This window comes from Vibrio gangliei (assembly GCF_026001925.1).
Lineage (GTDB): Bacteria > Pseudomonadota > Gammaproteobacteria > Enterobacterales > Vibrionaceae > Vibrio > Vibrio gangliei.
Genome location: NZ_AP021869.1, coordinates 2,356,459 through 2,372,212, shown reverse-complemented (window position 1 = coordinate 2,372,212; position 15,754 = coordinate 2,356,459). Strand labels below are relative to the sequence as shown.

At 45.8% G+C, this 15,754-nt stretch carries 14 protein-coding genes; 5 read left to right on the top strand and 9 right to left on the bottom strand.

All coding sequences use genetic code 11. The features are described 5' to 3' along the window. Window positions 1–29: 29 nt before the first annotated feature. On the top strand, window positions 30–830 hold the full coding sequence (locus tag Vgang_RS11010; RefSeq protein WP_170066849.1) for a DUF1338 domain-containing protein: 801 nt from the start codon (window positions 30–32) through the stop codon (window positions 828–830). A gap of 98 nt (window positions 831–928) precedes the next feature. Here Vgang_RS11010 and spoT read toward each other — a convergent pair whose 3' ends face one another. The 3 genes from spoT to gmk form a co-directional block, all read right to left on the bottom strand. Further along, a complete protein-coding gene (spoT, locus tag Vgang_RS11005; RefSeq protein ID WP_105902888.1) occupies window positions 929–3,058 on the bottom strand; it encodes a bifunctional GTP diphosphokinase/guanosine-3',5'-bis pyrophosphate 3'-pyrophosphohydrolase in 2,130 nt (709 codons plus the stop codon). A 24-nt stretch (window positions 3,059–3,082) separates the two neighbouring features. After that, window positions 3,083–3,355 carry a DNA-directed RNA polymerase subunit omega gene (gene rpoZ / locus Vgang_RS11000; protein WP_105902889.1) on the bottom strand — a complete coding sequence of 91 codons (273 nt, stop codon included), beginning with the start codon at window positions 3,353–3,355 and terminating at the stop codon, window positions 3,083–3,085. 103 nt (window positions 3,356–3,458) lie between these two features. Continuing rightward, window positions 3,459–4,082 carry a guanylate kinase gene (gene gmk, locus Vgang_RS10995; RefSeq protein ID WP_105902917.1) on the bottom strand — a complete coding sequence of 208 codons (624 nt, stop codon included), beginning with the start codon at window positions 4,080–4,082 and terminating at the stop codon, window positions 3,459–3,461. A 204-nt stretch (window positions 4,083–4,286) separates the two neighbouring features. Here gmk and fdhD point away from each other — a divergent pair, with 204 nt between their 5' ends. Next, complete coding sequence (gene fdhD / locus Vgang_RS10990; RefSeq protein WP_211294086.1) at window positions 4,287–5,126, top strand: formate dehydrogenase accessory sulfurtransferase FdhD; 840 nt, start codon at window positions 4,287–4,289, stop codon at window positions 5,124–5,126. Window positions 5,127–5,252: 126 nt separating this feature from the next. Here fdhD and Vgang_RS10985 read toward each other — a convergent pair whose 3' ends face one another. The 3 genes from Vgang_RS10985 to Vgang_RS10975 form a co-directional block, all read right to left on the bottom strand. Further along, on the bottom strand, window positions 5,253–7,583 hold the full coding sequence (locus Vgang_RS10985; RefSeq protein WP_105902890.1) for an FdhF/YdeP family oxidoreductase: 2,331 nt from the start codon (window positions 7,581–7,583) through the stop codon (window positions 5,253–5,255). 219 nt (window positions 7,584–7,802) lie between these two features. Continuing rightward, on the bottom strand, window positions 7,803–9,149 hold the full coding sequence (locus tag Vgang_RS10980) for a Na+/H+ antiporter NhaC family protein (protein ID WP_105902891.1): 1,347 nt from the start codon (window positions 9,147–9,149) through the stop codon (window positions 7,803–7,805). A gap of 169 nt (window positions 9,150–9,318) precedes the next feature. Continuing rightward, entirely contained in the window at window positions 9,319–10,185 is an 867-nt protein-coding gene (locus Vgang_RS10975; RefSeq protein WP_105902892.1) for a YicC/YloC family endoribonuclease, read from the bottom strand. 174 nt (window positions 10,186–10,359) lie between these two features. Here Vgang_RS10975 and rph point away from each other — a divergent pair, with 174 nt between their 5' ends. The 3 genes from rph to Vgang_RS10960 all read left to right on the top strand — a co-directional run bounded on the left by rph (window position 10,360) and on the right by Vgang_RS10960 (window position 13,286). After that, window positions 10,360–11,088, top strand: coding sequence for a ribonuclease PH (gene rph / locus Vgang_RS10970; protein WP_105902893.1), 729 nt, complete (start codon window positions 10,360–10,362; stop codon window positions 11,086–11,088). 123 nt (window positions 11,089–11,211) lie between these two features. Then, window positions 11,212–11,853, top strand: a complete 642-nt coding sequence (gene pyrE / locus Vgang_RS10965; RefSeq protein ID WP_105902894.1) for an orotate phosphoribosyltransferase — start codon at window positions 11,212–11,214, stop codon at window positions 11,851–11,853. A gap of 227 nt (window positions 11,854–12,080) precedes the next feature. Beyond that, a complete protein-coding gene (locus tag Vgang_RS10960; RefSeq protein ID WP_105902895.1) occupies window positions 12,081–13,286 on the top strand; it encodes an aromatic amino acid transport family protein in 1,206 nt (401 codons plus the stop codon). A 339-nt stretch (window positions 13,287–13,625) separates the two neighbouring features. Here the strand turns inward: Vgang_RS10960 and crp are convergent, their stop codons facing one another. The 3 genes from crp to Vgang_RS10945 all read right to left on the bottom strand — a co-directional run bounded on the left by crp (window position 13,626) and on the right by Vgang_RS10945 (window position 15,697). Beyond that, window positions 13,626–14,258 (bottom strand): cAMP-activated global transcriptional regulator CRP, encoded by a 633-nt coding sequence (crp, locus tag Vgang_RS10955; protein ID WP_086982043.1) that lies wholly within the window; start codon window positions 14,256–14,258, stop codon window positions 13,626–13,628. Between the two features lie 244 nt (window positions 14,259–14,502). After that, a complete protein-coding gene (locus Vgang_RS10950) occupies window positions 14,503–15,372 on the bottom strand; it encodes a phosphoribulokinase (RefSeq protein WP_105902896.1) in 870 nt (289 codons plus the stop codon). Window positions 15,373–15,481: 109 nt separating this feature from the next. Further along, complete coding sequence (locus Vgang_RS10945; protein ID WP_105902897.1) at window positions 15,482–15,697, bottom strand: YheU family protein; 216 nt, start codon at window positions 15,695–15,697, stop codon at window positions 15,482–15,484. Between the last annotated feature and the right edge of the window lie 57 nt (window positions 15,698–15,754).

Below are 15,754 nucleotides of genomic sequence, written 5' to 3'. Positions count from 1 at the left end.
TCAGTAGGTATCAATGGAGAGAGTCTATGGTGAGCGTTGAGCAATTATTTGAGCAGCTTTGGCAGGATTACACCCAGCGTTTGTGTCCCTCAGCGTTAAAAGTGCAGAAACTACTGACACATAAACATGAACAACCCGTGAACGATCATATTGCGCTGCGCACGTTTTCCGGCAGTAAACTGGGTTTGGCCCAATTGGCTAAACATTTTGTGCAATTGGGTTATCAACAAGCGGGCGAATATCATTTTGAAAGTAAAAAGCTGCTCGCACATCATTATCAGCACCCTGAACCTCAATATCCCAAAGTCTTTATTAGTGAGCTTTGCTTAGAATTATGTTCCGATAATCTCAAAGACATTGTTGGCAAGTTGATTCATGACTTGCCTCATCAGTATGCCGATGATGTGCGTTTTTTATTTCAGGGGCGCCCGTGGCGAATTTCAAAACAAGAATATTTAAGTTTGGCACAAGAAAGTGAATATGCAGCCTGGGTTGGAGCGCATGGGTTTGGTGCCAATCATTTTACTGTGAGTGTGAATGAACTTTCAGGCTTTGCAGATTTAGAGCAAGTGAATGATTTTCTTGTGTGGCACCATTTTGAAATGAATCATTCTGGTGGTGATATCAAAGGCAGTGCTGAGGTGGGGCTACAGCAATCTTCTACTATCGCAGATAAAGTGTCGGTAGAGTTTAGCGATGGCGAGCTGGAAATACCAGGTGGGTTCTATGAATTTGCTAAGCGTTTTCCTATGAAGAATGGAGAGCTGTATCAAGGCTTTGTGACGGCATCAGCGGATAAAATTTTCGAAAGTACAAATCGTGGAAGTTAAAGAGTAAAACAGCGGCAACAACGAAATAATAGAAAAGAGAACATCTCGTTTCCCGTTACTGAAAAGGAAGCTTTTTCAAGAAACGAGAAACGAGCGATCTAGTTGCGTGCGCGACGAACCTTTAAAGCATGTGGCATCACGCGAATACGCTTCATTATGCCGGCTAAATGAACGCGGTCTTTGGTGGTTAATAGCAAGGTGATGGTATACAAACGGCCATCACGCTCTTCGGTCGCAATCCCATGAATATTTGAACCTGTAGAGGCAACGACATTGGTTAATTCTGCCAACGCACCTTGACGGTTTTGCATATCGACTTTGAGCTCAGTAATAAACTCTTGCTCAATATCTTTCGACCATTCCACAGCCATATAACGTTCTGGCTCTTTTTGATAACCACGAACGTTTGGACAAGTTTCACGGTGGATAACCAAGCCACGACCCGGAGAAACATGGGCAATGATTTCGTCGCCTGGAATTGGGTGACAACACTTGGCGTAAGTCAGCAAAATACCTTCTGCGCCACGAATAGGCAGTTTCTTCTTGCTGGTGGTTACTTCTGGATCCGTGCTTGGCATTTCTGTTAGTTCATCCGCATCGCCTAATAAGCGACGTGCGATCACTATGCTCATCAACTCACCTAAACCAATCGCGGCTAACAAATCATCCAGCGTCTTGAGTTTAAGATCAGCAACCACATGTTTGATGTTGTCTTCACTGATGTCTTTTAGAGAAAGCTCACCCAGTGCGTGGTTGAGTAAACGACGACCTAATGCCACCGATTCTTCACGACGCATGGTTTTCAGCACTTGACGAATCTTAGTGCGGGCACGCGAAGTCACCACATAGTTTAACCATGCGGCGTTAGGGCGAGCGCCCGGTGCACTAATGATTTCAATGGTTTGGCCATTTTTCAGCGCTTTGCTGAGTGGGTACGGGTTACGATCGACCCGCGCACCGACACAAGTATTGCCGACATCAGTATGCACCGCATAGGCGAAATCGACCGCAGTCGCACCAGCTGGTAATTCAATGATGCGGCCTTTTGGTGTGAACACGAAAATCTCATCTGGGAACAGATCCGATTTTACGTTTTCGATAAATTCAAATGAGTTACCGGCACTTTGTTGCAGCTCAAGTAGGCTTTGCATCCAACGCTGCGCTTTAATTTGCGCTGTCGTGCCAGAGCTGTCGCCATTGGCTTTGTACGACCAATGCGCCGCGACACCTTTGTCGGCCATTTGATCCATATCTTCAGTACGGATCTGCACTTCAACCGGTACGCCGTGAGGGCCAACCATCGAAGTGTGCAAAGATTGATATCCGTTCGCTTTAGGTACCGCAATATAGTCTTTCATGCGGCCTGGGCGAGGTTTGTACAAGTTATGCACTTGGCCAAGTACGCGATAACAGGTATCTGGCGTATCCACAATCACGCGGAAAGCGTAAATGTCCATAATGGTGTGGAAACGTTGTTCTTTAGTACGCATCTTGTTGTAGATGGAGTACAAGTTTTTCTCACGACCCAAGACACGAACTTGTAGCCCCGCTTCTTGTAGGCGGCCTTCAATTTCACTGTGAATGCGTTGGATCATTTCCTTGCGGTTACCACGAGCGGCTTTCACCACTTCTTTTAAAACGCGGTAGCGGTTCGGGTATAACGCTTCAAAACCCAGCTCTTCTAGCTCAGTTTTAATGTTGTGAATACCTAAACGGTGGGCAAGGGGAGAGAAGATTTCTAACGTCTCACGCGCGATGCGACGACGTTTATCTGGACGTAATGCGCCGAGGGTGCGCATGTTGTGAGTACGGTCAGCCAGCTTAATTAAAATTACACGAATGTCTTGCACCATGGCTAAGATCATTTTGCGGAAGTTTTCAGCTTGAGCTTCTTTACGATCACGGAATTTGAGCTTATCGAGTTTCGATACGCCATCCACCAGTTCTGCCACTGTCTCACCAAATTGTTCGGCAAGATCTTCTTTGGTGACCTCAGTATCTTCGATTACATCATGTAACAACGCCGCCATTAAGGTTTCGTTATCGAGATGCATCTCTGCAAGAATGCGGGCTACCGCGACAGGATGGATAATATAAGGTTCGCCACTAGAACGGCTTTGACCTTCGTGGGCATCTTTTGCAACCAAAAAGGCTTGGCGCAGAGTCTCGATTTGAGACTCTGGCAAATATTCTTGGGCAACGGCCTTTAAACTTTCAAATAAGTACAATGTTATACGCCCAGAATAGAGAGATTAACGGTGGTGAACGATGCTGCTTACTGCTGCTAATTCTGCCGCGTCTTGCTCTTGTTGTTCTTGGCGCTCACGTGCGTCCAATACTTCTTTCGTGATTAAGCCTTCTTCGATCTCACGTAGAGCGATCACGGTAGTCTTATCGTTCTCTTCCGGAACCAATGCATCTTTGTTACCAGTTTGCATTTGACGAGCGCGGCGAGCCGCAATAAGAACTAGGTCGAAACGGTTACCGATTTTTTCAACAGCGTCTTGGACAGTTACGCGTGCCATGGTGACTCCAATTAGTGAATTTTATTTAGAATGACGGGAAATTATACAACCATACTTGTGTAGATTCTAGCAATAAGATCCCGTGTGTTCGCGTTAGCAGCAATTATTCCGCTAACAGTGCTTTCAACATGCCGTTGTATTTAACCGCTTGTTTCTCTTGTTTTAGACGCTCAGCACGAATGATGGCTTTAAAGTCCATCAGTGCGGCATCGAAATCATCGTTAATGATAAGGTAATCATACTCATTGTAATGAGAGATTTCCGATTTCGCCTTGCTCATACGGCCAGCAATGACTTCTTCGCTATCTTGACCGCGGGTATTTAAGCGACGTTCAAGCTCACCATTCGATGGCGGCAGAATAAAGATACCTTTCGCTTCTGGCATTTGCTCACGGATTTGACGCGCGCCTTGCCAATCAATATCTAGGAAAATATCGATGCCTTTATTGAGGCTTTCTTCAATCCACACACGAGACGTTCCGTAGTAATTACCAAACACCTCCGCGTGCTCAAGGAAAACACCTTGTTCCATCAGTTCAATGAAATGATCTTTTTCCACAAAGTGATAATGAACGCCATCTTCTTCACCTGGGCGCTGATCACGCGTGGTGTGAGAAATAGATACTTTCATCGCGTAGTTAGGGTTTTTCTCTAACATGGCTGCGATCAAGCTCGATTTACCTGCACCGCTTGGCGCAGAAACAATATAAAGCGTACCTTTACCGATCATGGTTCATTCACTTTTGTTGTGGTTTATCCTGAGTATTTTAGTTCATTGTAGCTGGCTACAAAGGTAAAAAGCATCAGGTAGAAAAATGGGGAGCGAAGAGTAGCACAAGCATTCACCAATTTGAATCTGTTGATGATTAATTCCACTTTAATTCGGTGGTTTCTGTATACTGACTTGGTGTGTTTTAAGAGCAATCATCCCATGCCTCAAATTGAACCTAATATTCGCCCTGATTTCATGATGGAAGAGCTTGTTCATCAAGGCTCAGTAACTCGTTTTCGTTCAGCGAATCATTTCACTATGCCACAGCAAGAAACCTTTGCGATCGAAACGCCGGTTGCATTGGTTTATAACGGTATCGCTCATACTGTGTTGATGTGCAGTCAAGCCGATTTGGACGATCTGGCGGTTGGCTTTTCCCTGTCTGAAGGCATTATTGGCCACGCGCGTGACATTCATGATATCGACACCGTGGAATCGAGCGCCGGTGTGGAATTGCATATCGAATTATCGAATCGTTGTTTTGAGCGTTTAAAGCAGGCGCGTCGTACCATGGCTGGACGTACCGGATGCGGGATTTGTGGCTCAGAAAGTTTGTCTCATGTGGTGCGAACGCAACCGACATTGCCGAATCAAAGTCAGTTCGATTGGCATTTGATCGATCAAGTATTAGCGGATCTCAAAGGGAAACAAACTCTCAACCAAATCACTGGGGCGACCCATGCGGCGGTGTATGTGTCTGAACAGGGAGACATTCTCGCGATTCGTGAAGATGTCGGTCGTCATATCGCGTTGGATAAACTGGTTGGTTATATTGCGCGTAATAAACTCGCGGGTGGGGCGATTTTGGTGACTAGCCGAGCCAGTTTTGAAATGGTGCAAAAAACCGTGAGTGCGGGGATCGAAATTCTGCTTGCCATTTCAGCGGCTACTAGCATGGCGGTGAAACTGGCAGAGCAGTCGAATTTAACCTTAGTCGGCTTCTGTCGCCCCGGCCGAGCCGATGCTTATACCTATCCGCAGCGGTTATTAGGTCAATAGACCCTAGTTAACTCTGCTACTTAAATGAAAGTACATGAGACGAATCTAATCAATAGATAAGAAATAAAAAACGGGTCGAACAAATGATGATGTTCGGCCCGTTTGTCTTTTAGTGAGTGTTAGAAATTAGTAGGAAACGACGTGGATATTTTCAGTGGTTTCCGCACTTTTCTTCACCGTGACCACAATCGCTTTCGACACTGGCGTATGGCTTAAATCACCGCTGTCATGCAGCGCAACCAGCGGGTTTGCTTCTGGGAAATAAGCGGCAATATTACCGGCAGGAATGTCGTATTCCACCAACTTAAAGCCAAACACTTCACGCTCATATTGATCGGCATACAGTGAGCGAATGTCGACTCGATCACCGGCTTTCATGCCCAGCTTTTCGATGTCTTGTGCATTCATAAACAGCACTTTACGCTCGCCAAACACGCCACGGTAACGATCATCAAATCCATAAACCGTGGTATTGTATTGATCGTGTGAGCGCATGGTTTGCAATACGAACACCGCTTGGTCGCTCATCTCACGCAATTTGGCCGGCATTAGGTGTTGAGGCAAATCGTGGCTTTTGATTTCCGCTTTGCCTGATGGTGTCTGCCAGTTATTGTCTCGCGCTGAATTGCCAAGATAAAAACCACCCGGTTGTTTGATCTTGTCATTGACGCCAGCAAAGCCTGGGATCACTTTTTCAATCAGCGATCGGATGCGATCGTAATCTTCAATTAGATGCAGCCAATCCACCGGATACGATCCCAATGTTGCGTGCGCCATGCCAGCAATGATCGCCGGCTCCGAGCGCATTTCCCCTTGATCGTTTTTGTCTTTATCGTTTTCTACTGCACCATAAGATGCGTGCACCATGCTGAATGAATCTTCCACAGTGACACACTGTTGCCCACCTTTTTGCAGGTCAACATCGGTGCGACCAAGGCAAGGCAAGATCAGTGAGTCTTTACCCGGAGATAAATGGGTGCGATTGAGCTTGGTCGCAATATTGACAGTCAGGTTACAGCTTTCTAGTGCTTGTTGAGTTAAGCGAGTATCCGGCGTAGCCGACACAAAGTTACCGCCAAGCCCAATGAAGATTTTACTTTCACCGGCCAGCATGGCTTTGATCGATTCCACCACATTGTGGCCTGGGTCTTTTGGCACCGTGAAGTTAAACACTTGCTCCATTTTGCCGTTAAACGCAGCGGAGGGTTTTTCATTGATGCCTACTGTGCGGTCACCTTGTACGTTACTGTGACCACGCACAGGGCACACACCTGCACCTTCGCGACCAATCTGACCGAATAAGAGTTGCAAGTTAACGATTTCTTGAATGGTGTTGACCGAATGCTTGTGTTGGGTAATGCCCATCGCCCAAGTGGTGATCACACGCTTCGCTTGGCGATAGGTGGTCGCTGCTGTGTCAATTTCTTCGCGTGTCAGGCCAGATTGCTCAATGATGTCATCCCACTTGGTTGCCGCCACTTTCGCTAGGTAGTCTTCCATGCCATTGGTGTGCTGCTGAATGTAATCATGATCGAAAATAGAGGCACGACCTTGAGCGAGTTCATTTTGATCAAATTCATACAAGGCTTTAACCATGCCGCGAACTGCCGCCATGTCGCCACCAAGTTTTGGTTTGAAGTAATGGCCACTGATTGGGGTGGAGCCATTAGTGAGCATTTCAATCTTGTTTTGTGGGTTGGTAAAGCGTTCTAGCCCACGTTCTTTTAAGTTGTTGAACGACACAATCGACGCACCACGTCGTGAGGCTTTATAAAGCGTATCCATCATACGCGGGTGGTTAGTTGCTGGGTTTTGGCCGAATAAGAAGATGGCGTCTGCTTTGCTGAAATCTTCCATACGCGTAGTGCCTTTACCAATGCCGATGGACTGAGCTAATGCAACGCTGGTAGCTTCATGGCACATATTAGAACAATCAGGGAAGTTATTGGTACCGACGGCACGCGCAAACAACTGATATAAGAACGCCGCTTCATTACTGGCGCGTCCAGAGGTGTAAAACTCAGCTTGATTCGGGGAGTCTAATTGCTTGATATGTTGCGCGATGAGGGCAAAAGCCTCATCCCAACTGATCGCTTCATAATGATCGGTTTGCGCATTGTAGCGAACCGGTTGGTTCAAACGGCCTTGATACTCAAGAAAATAGTCACTTTGTTTGCGCAGCCAATTCACAGGGTGCTGCGCAAAAAAATCACCATTCACTCGACGGCTTGTTCCTTCCCAGTTGACCGCTTTGGCACCGTTTTCACAGAAGTGGAAATAGCCTTTTTCGCCATCTTCGCCCCAAGCACAGCCCGGGCAGTCAAAGCCTTTGTCTTGGTTGGTACGAAGTAAATTACGGATATTTTTTGCGACGTTTTCGCTTTTGAGTAGATGCTTACTGGTGCTGATCAATGCACCCCAGCCGCCGGCGGCGTGGGTATATTTTTTAATGGCCATGAACGGTTCCTCGATGAGGTGAAAAATGTGAGAATTTGTTAGGAGAAACTCGATAATGTTGCGTCATGGTGACGAATTCATTAAAGATACACCCGCAGCTGGGAGGTTATCAATAAAATCCGTAAAATTTATAAGAGAATTTTAATAGCCCAACTTGCTGTACCTGCTAGTGTCAGTTTAGCAAGTTGGGAGAATAAGGAAGGGCTATTAGGTAATGAGTTAGCGATGACGATGTTGGATGAAGACGGTTAACACTGCGCAAGCGGCAAGTACAAAGCAGTAATAAGAATTGCTCACAATCTCTAACGGCGACAACTTAAACACCGAACCGAGCAATAGGATTTGTGCGCCATACGGCAAGATCCCTTGAGTGACACAAGAAAAAATATCCAGCAAACTTGCCGAACGACGAGCCGAAACGTCATTTTGCTCAGACAATTCAAGCGCCACGCTGCCAGAAACGATGATCGCGACTGTGTTATTTGCGGTACAAAAGTTGGTGAGAGACACTAAAATCGCGATGCCGAGTTCACTGGCTTTGGAGTTAGCATCATTGGCATGTTTGCGACCAAATTTCTTGATGACACGGCTAACTAGCTGAGTTAAGAAAGCCAGGCCACCTTGTCGACGCATGAGCTCACTTAAACCACCAATCAACATCGACAGAATGAAAATCTCCTGCATGTTGGTAAAGCCTGCGTAAATGTCTTTGCCCAGATGAGTTAACGCGTAATCCGGTACGGAAAATAAACTCACAGCACCTGCAAACACAATGCCTAAACTGAGCACAACAAACACATTCAGACCAGACACCGCCAATACTAAAATAGTGATGTAAGGTAAAATCTTTAACCACTCGATATCGGTTGTGGTCGGCGTTTGGGTGGCAGTGCTGCTAAAAGCGAAAATGATGAGCGCGATGATCGCAGCCGGCACGGCAATCTTAAAGTTTTCACGAAATTTATCTTTCATTTCACAGCCTTGCGAACGCGTCGCGGCAATGGTTGTATCAGAAATGATGGATAAGTTATCACCAAACATGGCCCCACTTAAGACCACGCCAGCGGTCAGCGGCAAGCTCATGCCTGCAGAATGGGCAATGCCAACCGCCACTGGCGCAACGGCGGCAATCGTGCCCATGGATGTGCCCATCGCGGTGGCAATAAAGGCTGAGATCAAAAAGATGCCCGGCAAAATCATGCTGGTTGGCAGCAGGGATAATCCAAGGTTAACCGTGGCATCGACACCGCCAGAGGCTTTGGCGACAGCAGCAAATGCACCTGCAAGTAGGTAGATCATACACATCGCAATGATGTCTTGATGGCCGACACCTTTCAAAAACTGCTCAATGGCTTTATTGATTTTGTCTTTGCTGAGTGCAATCGCCACCACAATCGCAGGCAAGGCCGCAATAGGCGCAGGTAATTGATAAAACGCGAAATCCACACCTTCAAACGTTAAGTAAGCACCCACTCCAATAAATAACGCCAGAAATACGCCGAGTGGTAATAGCGCCAGTGCAGAAGGCGTGATGTTATTGGATAAATTGGGTTTAGGCGCAGACATAATATTCCAAACAATTTTCAAACAGGGCGCGCAGAGTAAAGTGTGAACAGGGAAATGTCAACGTCTAGACGTCTAAATGGCTGTTTTGGGCTTTCATGATGAATCATACAAATAACAAAAAGCCCTCAACAAAGAGGGCTCGTTTGGTATTTAAGTAAAGCGCTATGGATTATTCAATATTCTGAATTTGCTCACGCATCTGCTCAATCAACACCTTCAATTCAACACCTGAAGCGGTGACATCAGTGCTGATCGACTTTGACGCGAGCGTGTTCGCTTCGCGGTTGAATTCTTGCATCATGAAATCGAGTTTTCTGCCACAAGCGCCGCCTTTTTTCATGATGTTAGTGGCTTCTTTAACGTGAGAATCTAAGCGATCAAGTTCTTCTGCTACATCAGATTTTTGCGCCAGTAGAATCAGTTCTTGCTCTACACGAGAGCTGTCGAGTTCAATTTTGGCTTCTTCAAATTTATTCAGTAGACGATCACGTTGCCATTGTAGGATTTCTGGCATGCGAGCACGTACTTTCGCGGCTTCTTCGGTAATCGCAGTTAAGCGTTGCTCAATCAGAGACTTCATGTTGTCACCTTCACGGCCACGCGCAGCGATGAAGTCAGCAATCGCTTCTTCAAAACCTTCAAGCAATGCTTTTTGGATGGTGTCCATGTCTTGCTCTGGCGCTTCCATCACACCTGGCCAGTTCATTACTTGGAATGGGTTGATGCGAGATTCTTCACCAGTTAAGGCCATCACTTGGTTGGCGGCTTTGATGACTTGCTTAGCCAAATCTTCATTGATGTTTAAATCGCTTTGCGCTTTAGAGTTAGCTTCAAAGCGTAAGTGGCATTCCACTTTACCGCGCGCTAAACGCTTACGAAAACGCTCGCGTAGAATCGGCTCTAGGCCACGAAATTGTTCTGGTAAACGGAAGTAAGTTTCAAGGTAGCGTTGGTTTACACTGCGGATTTCCCATACGGCGTTGCCCCAATCAGCTTTGATTTCTTTGCGGGCATAAGCGGTCATGCTGTAGATCATGAAAAGTTACCTAATCGAATTATGTGATGGTTTTCTGCGGTGGATATTATCACAGTCTAGGACAAGGTGGTTTGTTTAATCTAAGTGGTTTGATGAATCGTCGTTAAGATCGCTTTTTGATGACAAGATCGTTATAATCTCGCCCCAATTCTATTGCTAATCAGGGTTATCTTTATGTCTTCAACGTTACGTCCAAACGATCGCGCCGCGGATCAAGTTCGTCCTATTAAAATGACACGCAACTACACCGCTTATGCTGAAGGGTCAGTATTGGTGGAATTTGGTAATACCAAAGTGTTGTGTAATGCCAGTGTTGAAGAAAAAGTACCGGGTTGGCTAAAAGGTCGTGGTAAAGGCTGGGTCACAGCAGAATATGGCATGTTGCCTCGTGCAACGCATACACGTAACCGTCGTGAAGCGGCAAGTGGTAAACAAGGCGGCCGCACCATGGAAATCCAACGTTTGATCGCGCGAAGTTTACGTGCGGTGGTGGATTTAGATGTGCTGGGTGAAATGATGATCACGGTGGACTGTGATGTGATTCAAGCCGACGGTGGCACACGTACAGCCTCGATTTCAGGCGCAAGTGTGGCATTGGCCGATGCGATTCAATCGTTAGTGGATTCTGGCAAATTGAAAAAGAACCCGATGAAGTGTCATGTTGCTGCGGTATCGGTAGGTATCATTGGCGAGCACGCTTTATGTGACTTGGAATATGTCGAAGATTCGGCGGCGGATACAGACATGAATGTGGTGATGACCGAAGAAGGCAAGATGATCGAAGTACAAGGTACAGCAGAAGGCGAAGCGTTCTCTCGCGCTGAGCTTAATCAATTGCTCGATCTGGCTGAGAAAGGTATCCAAGATATTATTGAAGTTCAGAAGGCAACCTTAGCAATTTAATCAACGTTACTCGTTTCTCGAAAAAGCGATCTTTGCTCTGTCGAGAAACGCGCAGCGAAGCGCCCGAATAACGGCTCTTTCGAAATAATAAAGTTAAATACAAATACGACAGTCAGGATAATTATGAAAGCATATCAACGTGAATTTATTGAGTTCGCTCTTGAGAAACAAGTTCTTAAATTTGGCGAGTTTACTTTAAAGTCTGGCCGTAAGAGCCCGTATTTCTTTAATGCTGGTTTGTTCAATACTGGTCGTGATTTAGCGCGTTTAGGTCGTTTTTATGCTGCTGCTTTAGCCGATTCGGGTATTGAATTTGATGTGCTATTTGGCCCAGCTTACAAAGGTATTCCAATTGCGACTACCACCGCTGTCGCTCTAGCTGATCATCACGATATTGACACGCCATATTGCTTTAACCGTAAAGAAGCCAAAGATCATGGTGAAGGTGGCAACTTAGTGGGTAATCCATTAGAAGGCCGCATCATGCTGGTGGACGATGTGATCACCGCAGGTACTGCAATTCGTGAATCGATGGAAATCATTAAAGCGAATGGCGCTGATTTAGCGGGTGTATTGGTGGCAATCGATCGTCAGGAAAAAGGCAAAGGTGAGTTATCGGCTATCCAAGAAGTCGAACGTGACTTTGGCTGTTCGGTGATTTCAATCATCAGTCTAGGTGACTTGGTTACTTACCTTGAAGAGAAAGGTGATAATGCTGAGCAATTAGAATCTGTTAAAGCATATCGCGCTCAATACGGCATCTAATCTTAGCCAGAAAAACCGGTTAAACAGTGAACCCTGTGGCTACTTTGGTCTCAGGGTTTATTTTTATTTACATACTGTAATTATTTCGATACATATTAATAAAAGCGTAAATGGCGGCATTTTTGTAGAATATTTGCGCAAAACTGGGATTCTTCACCTCGATTTCATTCTGTAAAGTCGGTAATGTGTCAGATTAATATTCCACCTAATGATAAAAAGACAGACACATGAGTAATTCAAAGGTTTTTGGTAGTACTTTGATCATTGCTGGCACCACGATTGGCGCAGGCATGTTAGCTCTACCTATCGCATCTGCTGGCTTAGGCTTTAGCACTTCTCTCATCATCATGATTGGTATGTGGGCCTTGATGGCGTATACCGCATTATTAATGCTGGAACTGCATCAGCATGCGGATCACGATGCCACGCTACATACACTTGCCAAGCAATTTTTGGGCGAGAAAGGGAAATGGATTGCGACTTTTGCGATGCTGTTTTTGTTTTATGCGCTATGTGCCGCCTACATTGCCGGTGGTGGTGGCCAATTTAATGCCAAATTGCACAATTGGTTTGCACTGGATGTGTCCAATGGTATGGGCACGTTGATTTTTACCGTTATTATCGCGGCGATTGTGACTTTCGGTACCTCTTCAGTAGACCGAGTAAACCGCGTGCTGTTCACCTGTAAACTGGTTGCCATGGCGGTGATACTGTTTTTCTTAACGCCGAATATTGAGCCGGTACATTTAGTGAATATGCCACTAGAAAAAGGTTTGATCATTGCTGCGTTACCAGTGATTTTCACATCATTTGGTTTTCATGGCAGCATTCCTGCCGTTGTGCGCTATTTAGAATTGGACATGAAATCGCTGAAAAAAGTGATGGTGTTTGGCTCGTTGCTGCCGTTGGTCGTCTACATTCTGTGGCAGTTGGCCACGCTCGGGGTGGTGGATCAAGCCACACTTTCACAAGCGGGGGATGTGACGGCGTTAGTGGGGACGCTTTCTCAAGTAATTCATAATCCAATGATTGCTCAAGTTGTGTCTATATTTGCCGATCTTGCATTAATTACGTCTTTCTTAGGTGTGAGTTTAGGTTTATTTGAATTCCTTGGCGATAGCTTGAATAAGAATCAGAGCAAAAGCGGTCGTGTTGTGATTGCATTGGTGACCTTTGTTCCACCACTGTGTTTTGCATTGTTTTATCCACAAGGTTTCATTATGGCGCTGGGCTATGCAGCGATTGCTCTGGCTATCCTAGCGATTTTATTGCCAGTAGTAATGGTAATGAAATCACGTCAGCAGCACCAAGAGACACAAGCCTTTACTGTCGGTGGTGGCTCATTGGGCCTAGGATTAACTTTATCGATGGGTATTGTGATCATTGGGGTACAAGTGCTGATTAGTGCGGGAGTGTTGCCGGCGATAGGGTAGTTTCGATACTCGTGTCTAGGTCGCTGCGCTTCTCGAAGCTAGGAAAAAAACTAGAAGTGCAGTGGTTCTGGGACGCATACTCGGGAGCCGGACAGAATAATTGACATTAGTTTGTATCGGTGCAAAATTTTCTCGGCTCTCGGCTCTCGGCTCTCGGCTCTCGGCTCTCGGCTCTCGGCTCTCGGCTCTCGGCTCTCGGCTCTCGGCTCTCGGCTCTTATCCTTTTCGAGTTACAAGCAGCGTAGCGCCCGAATAACGAAACTCGAATACCAAAAAAGCCACTGAACTCTCATTCAGTGGCTTTGTTAATTTTTGCACTATGTATAAAACGAAAGGCGCTTAACGCGTTCCGTATACCACGATAGTTTTACCGTGTGCAGAAATCAGGTTTTGCTCTTCTAGCATCTTCAAGATGCGACCTACTGTCTCACGAGAACAGCCAACGATTTGGCCGATTTCTTGACGAGTGATCTTGATTTGCATGCCGTCAGGGTGAGTCATGGCATCCGGTTGTTTTGCTAGGTTCAACAAAGTCTGTGCGATACGACCTGTTACGTCTAGGAAGGCTAAGTCGCCAACTTTTTGGCTAGTGATTTGCAGACGTTTTGCCATTTGGCCTGAAAGACGCATTAGGATATCTGGGTTCACTTGGATAAGTTGGCGGAACTTCTTAAATGAAATTTCAGCGACTTCACAAGGCGATTTTGCACGGACCCAAGCAGTACGTTCTTGGTCTTCTTCGAATAGGCCTAATTCACCGATGAAGTCACCTTGGTTCAAGTAAGACAAGATCATTTCTTTGCCTTCTTCATCCTTGATTAATACCGCTACTGAACCCTTAACGATGTAGTATAAGGTTTCTGCTTTTTCGCCAGCATGGATCAAAGTACTTTTTGAAGGGTACTTGTGGATGTGGCAGTGTGATAGAAACCACTCTAGTGTTGGGTCTGTTTGAGGTTTACCTAGAACCATAATTTGTTACTTCCTCTACAAGGCTTGCTCAGTTTGGAGTCACTCATCCTGAGACCGTCTAAACTGGTCAAATAGAATAGGTGTTGATTAGTTTTTGCTGTAAGTTGTTTTTACAGTCGGCCCTAAATACTACCCCTTTCTCGATGGAATTTCTTGATTTTGATCGCCCAAGACAGGGGTTTTTCAGGTTTAAAACGTGCCCGAACTCACATACTCGACAGTAAGTGTGCTCTTGCTAGCAATTTTAGTCGATTTTTCCGGTTTCGATCAGCTGATGTAGCAACGGCTGAATGATCAGCTCCATGGCAAAACTCATCTTACCGCCCGGCACCACAAGCGTGTTATGGCGGGACATAAATGACCCTTCAATCATGGCGAGCAGATAAGGAAAATCGACATTTTTAATGCCTCGCAATCGGATCACCACAAAACTTTCATCGAGACTTGGAATGCCTTTGGCATTGAGTGGGTTAGATGTGTCCACTGTTGGTACGCGTTGAAAGTTAATGTGAGTTCGAGAAAATTGCGGGGTAATGTAATTTAAGTAGTCATCCATTGAGCGGACGATAGAATCCATCACGGCTTCACGCGAATGGCCACGGTCACGGGTATCGCGTACGAACTTTTGAATCCACTCCAGGTTGACGATCGGCACCATGCCTATCAAGAAGTCGACGTGTTTAGACACATTGACCTCGCCATCGACAACACCGCCATGCAATCCTTCATAAAACAGCACATCGGTATTTTCAGGCAGATCTTGCCACGGGGTGAAAGTGCCTGGCATTTGGTTGTATGGTACCGCCTCATCAAAGCTGTGTAGATAACGACGCACTTTGCCGGTGCCATCTTTGCCATATTGCTTGAAGAAGTTTGATAGTGCGGGGAAGTCATTGGCTTCCGGGCCAAAATAGCTGATGTGTTTGCCTTGCTCTTTGGCTTTACGAATGGCGACATCCATTTCCGGACGTGTGTAACGATGGAAGCTATCACCTTCAACCCAAGAGGCTTTGATGCCCATCATATTGAACATTTTACGGAAAGTTTCAGAGGTAGTGGTGGTTCCTGCACCGGATGAACCAGTTACCGCAATAATAGGATGTTTGGCCGACATGATAATCCTTTCTTTCGACTAAATATTGCCAAACAGTGTAGAGGAATGGCGGATAAGAATAAATAGCTGCTACTTTGCTTGGCTTCTCGTTATGACAAAATCAGGTTAGTTAACGGATTTCATTGATGGCGCGAATATCGACGCTTTCGTGCAGCTCGGAATACACAATCGCAATGCTGCCGGCTTTTAGTTGAGCTTTCACTTGTTTTATCTTGGTATCAAGCGACGTTTCTTGCATGCCGTAGTCGGTGCCTTCGCGCAAAATAAATTCTTTAATTAAATTTTCAAGCGTGTCGGGGGTGATGTCTTGCCAAGGAATAATCATTGTACTGCCTTAAATCAATGAGAGATGTTGGAAATGGAAATGCTCATGAAGATGAGT

Bases quoted from the DNA above. Each gene is read 5' to 3' on its own strand.
- rpoZ (WP_105902889.1), bottom strand. From the start codon at position 3,355: ATGGCACGCGTAACTGTCCAAGACGCTGTTGAAAAAATCGGTAACCGT.
- fdhD (WP_211294086.1), top strand. From the start codon at position 4,287: ATGCCTCAAATTGAACCTAATATTCGCCCTGATTTCATGATGGAAGAG.
- Vgang_RS10985 (WP_105902890.1), bottom strand. From the start codon at position 7,583: ATGGCCATTAAAAAATATACCCACGCCGCCGGCGGCTGGGGTGCATTG.
- Vgang_RS10980 (WP_105902891.1), bottom strand. From the start codon at position 9,149: ATGTCTGCGCCTAAACCCAATTTATCCAATAACATCACGCCTTCTGCA.
- Vgang_RS10975 (WP_105902892.1), bottom strand. From the start codon at position 10,185: ATGATCTACAGCATGACCGCTTATGCCCGCAAAGAAATCAAAGCTGAT.
- rph (WP_105902893.1), top strand. From the start codon at position 10,360: ATGTCTTCAACGTTACGTCCAAACGATCGCGCCGCGGATCAAGTTCGT.
- pyrE (WP_105902894.1), top strand. From the start codon at position 11,212: ATGAAAGCATATCAACGTGAATTTATTGAGTTCGCTCTTGAGAAACAA.
- Vgang_RS10960 (WP_105902895.1), top strand. From the start codon at position 12,081: ATGAGTAATTCAAAGGTTTTTGGTAGTACTTTGATCATTGCTGGCACC.
- crp (WP_086982043.1), bottom strand. From the start codon at position 14,258: ATGGTTCTAGGTAAACCTCAAACAGACCCAACACTAGAGTGGTTTCTA.
- Vgang_RS10950 (WP_105902896.1), bottom strand. From the start codon at position 15,372: ATGTCGGCCAAACATCCTATTATTGCGGTAACTGGTTCATCCGGTGCA.
- Vgang_RS10945 (WP_105902897.1), bottom strand. From the start codon at position 15,697: ATGATTATTCCTTGGCAAGACATCACCCCCGACACGCTTGAAAATTTA.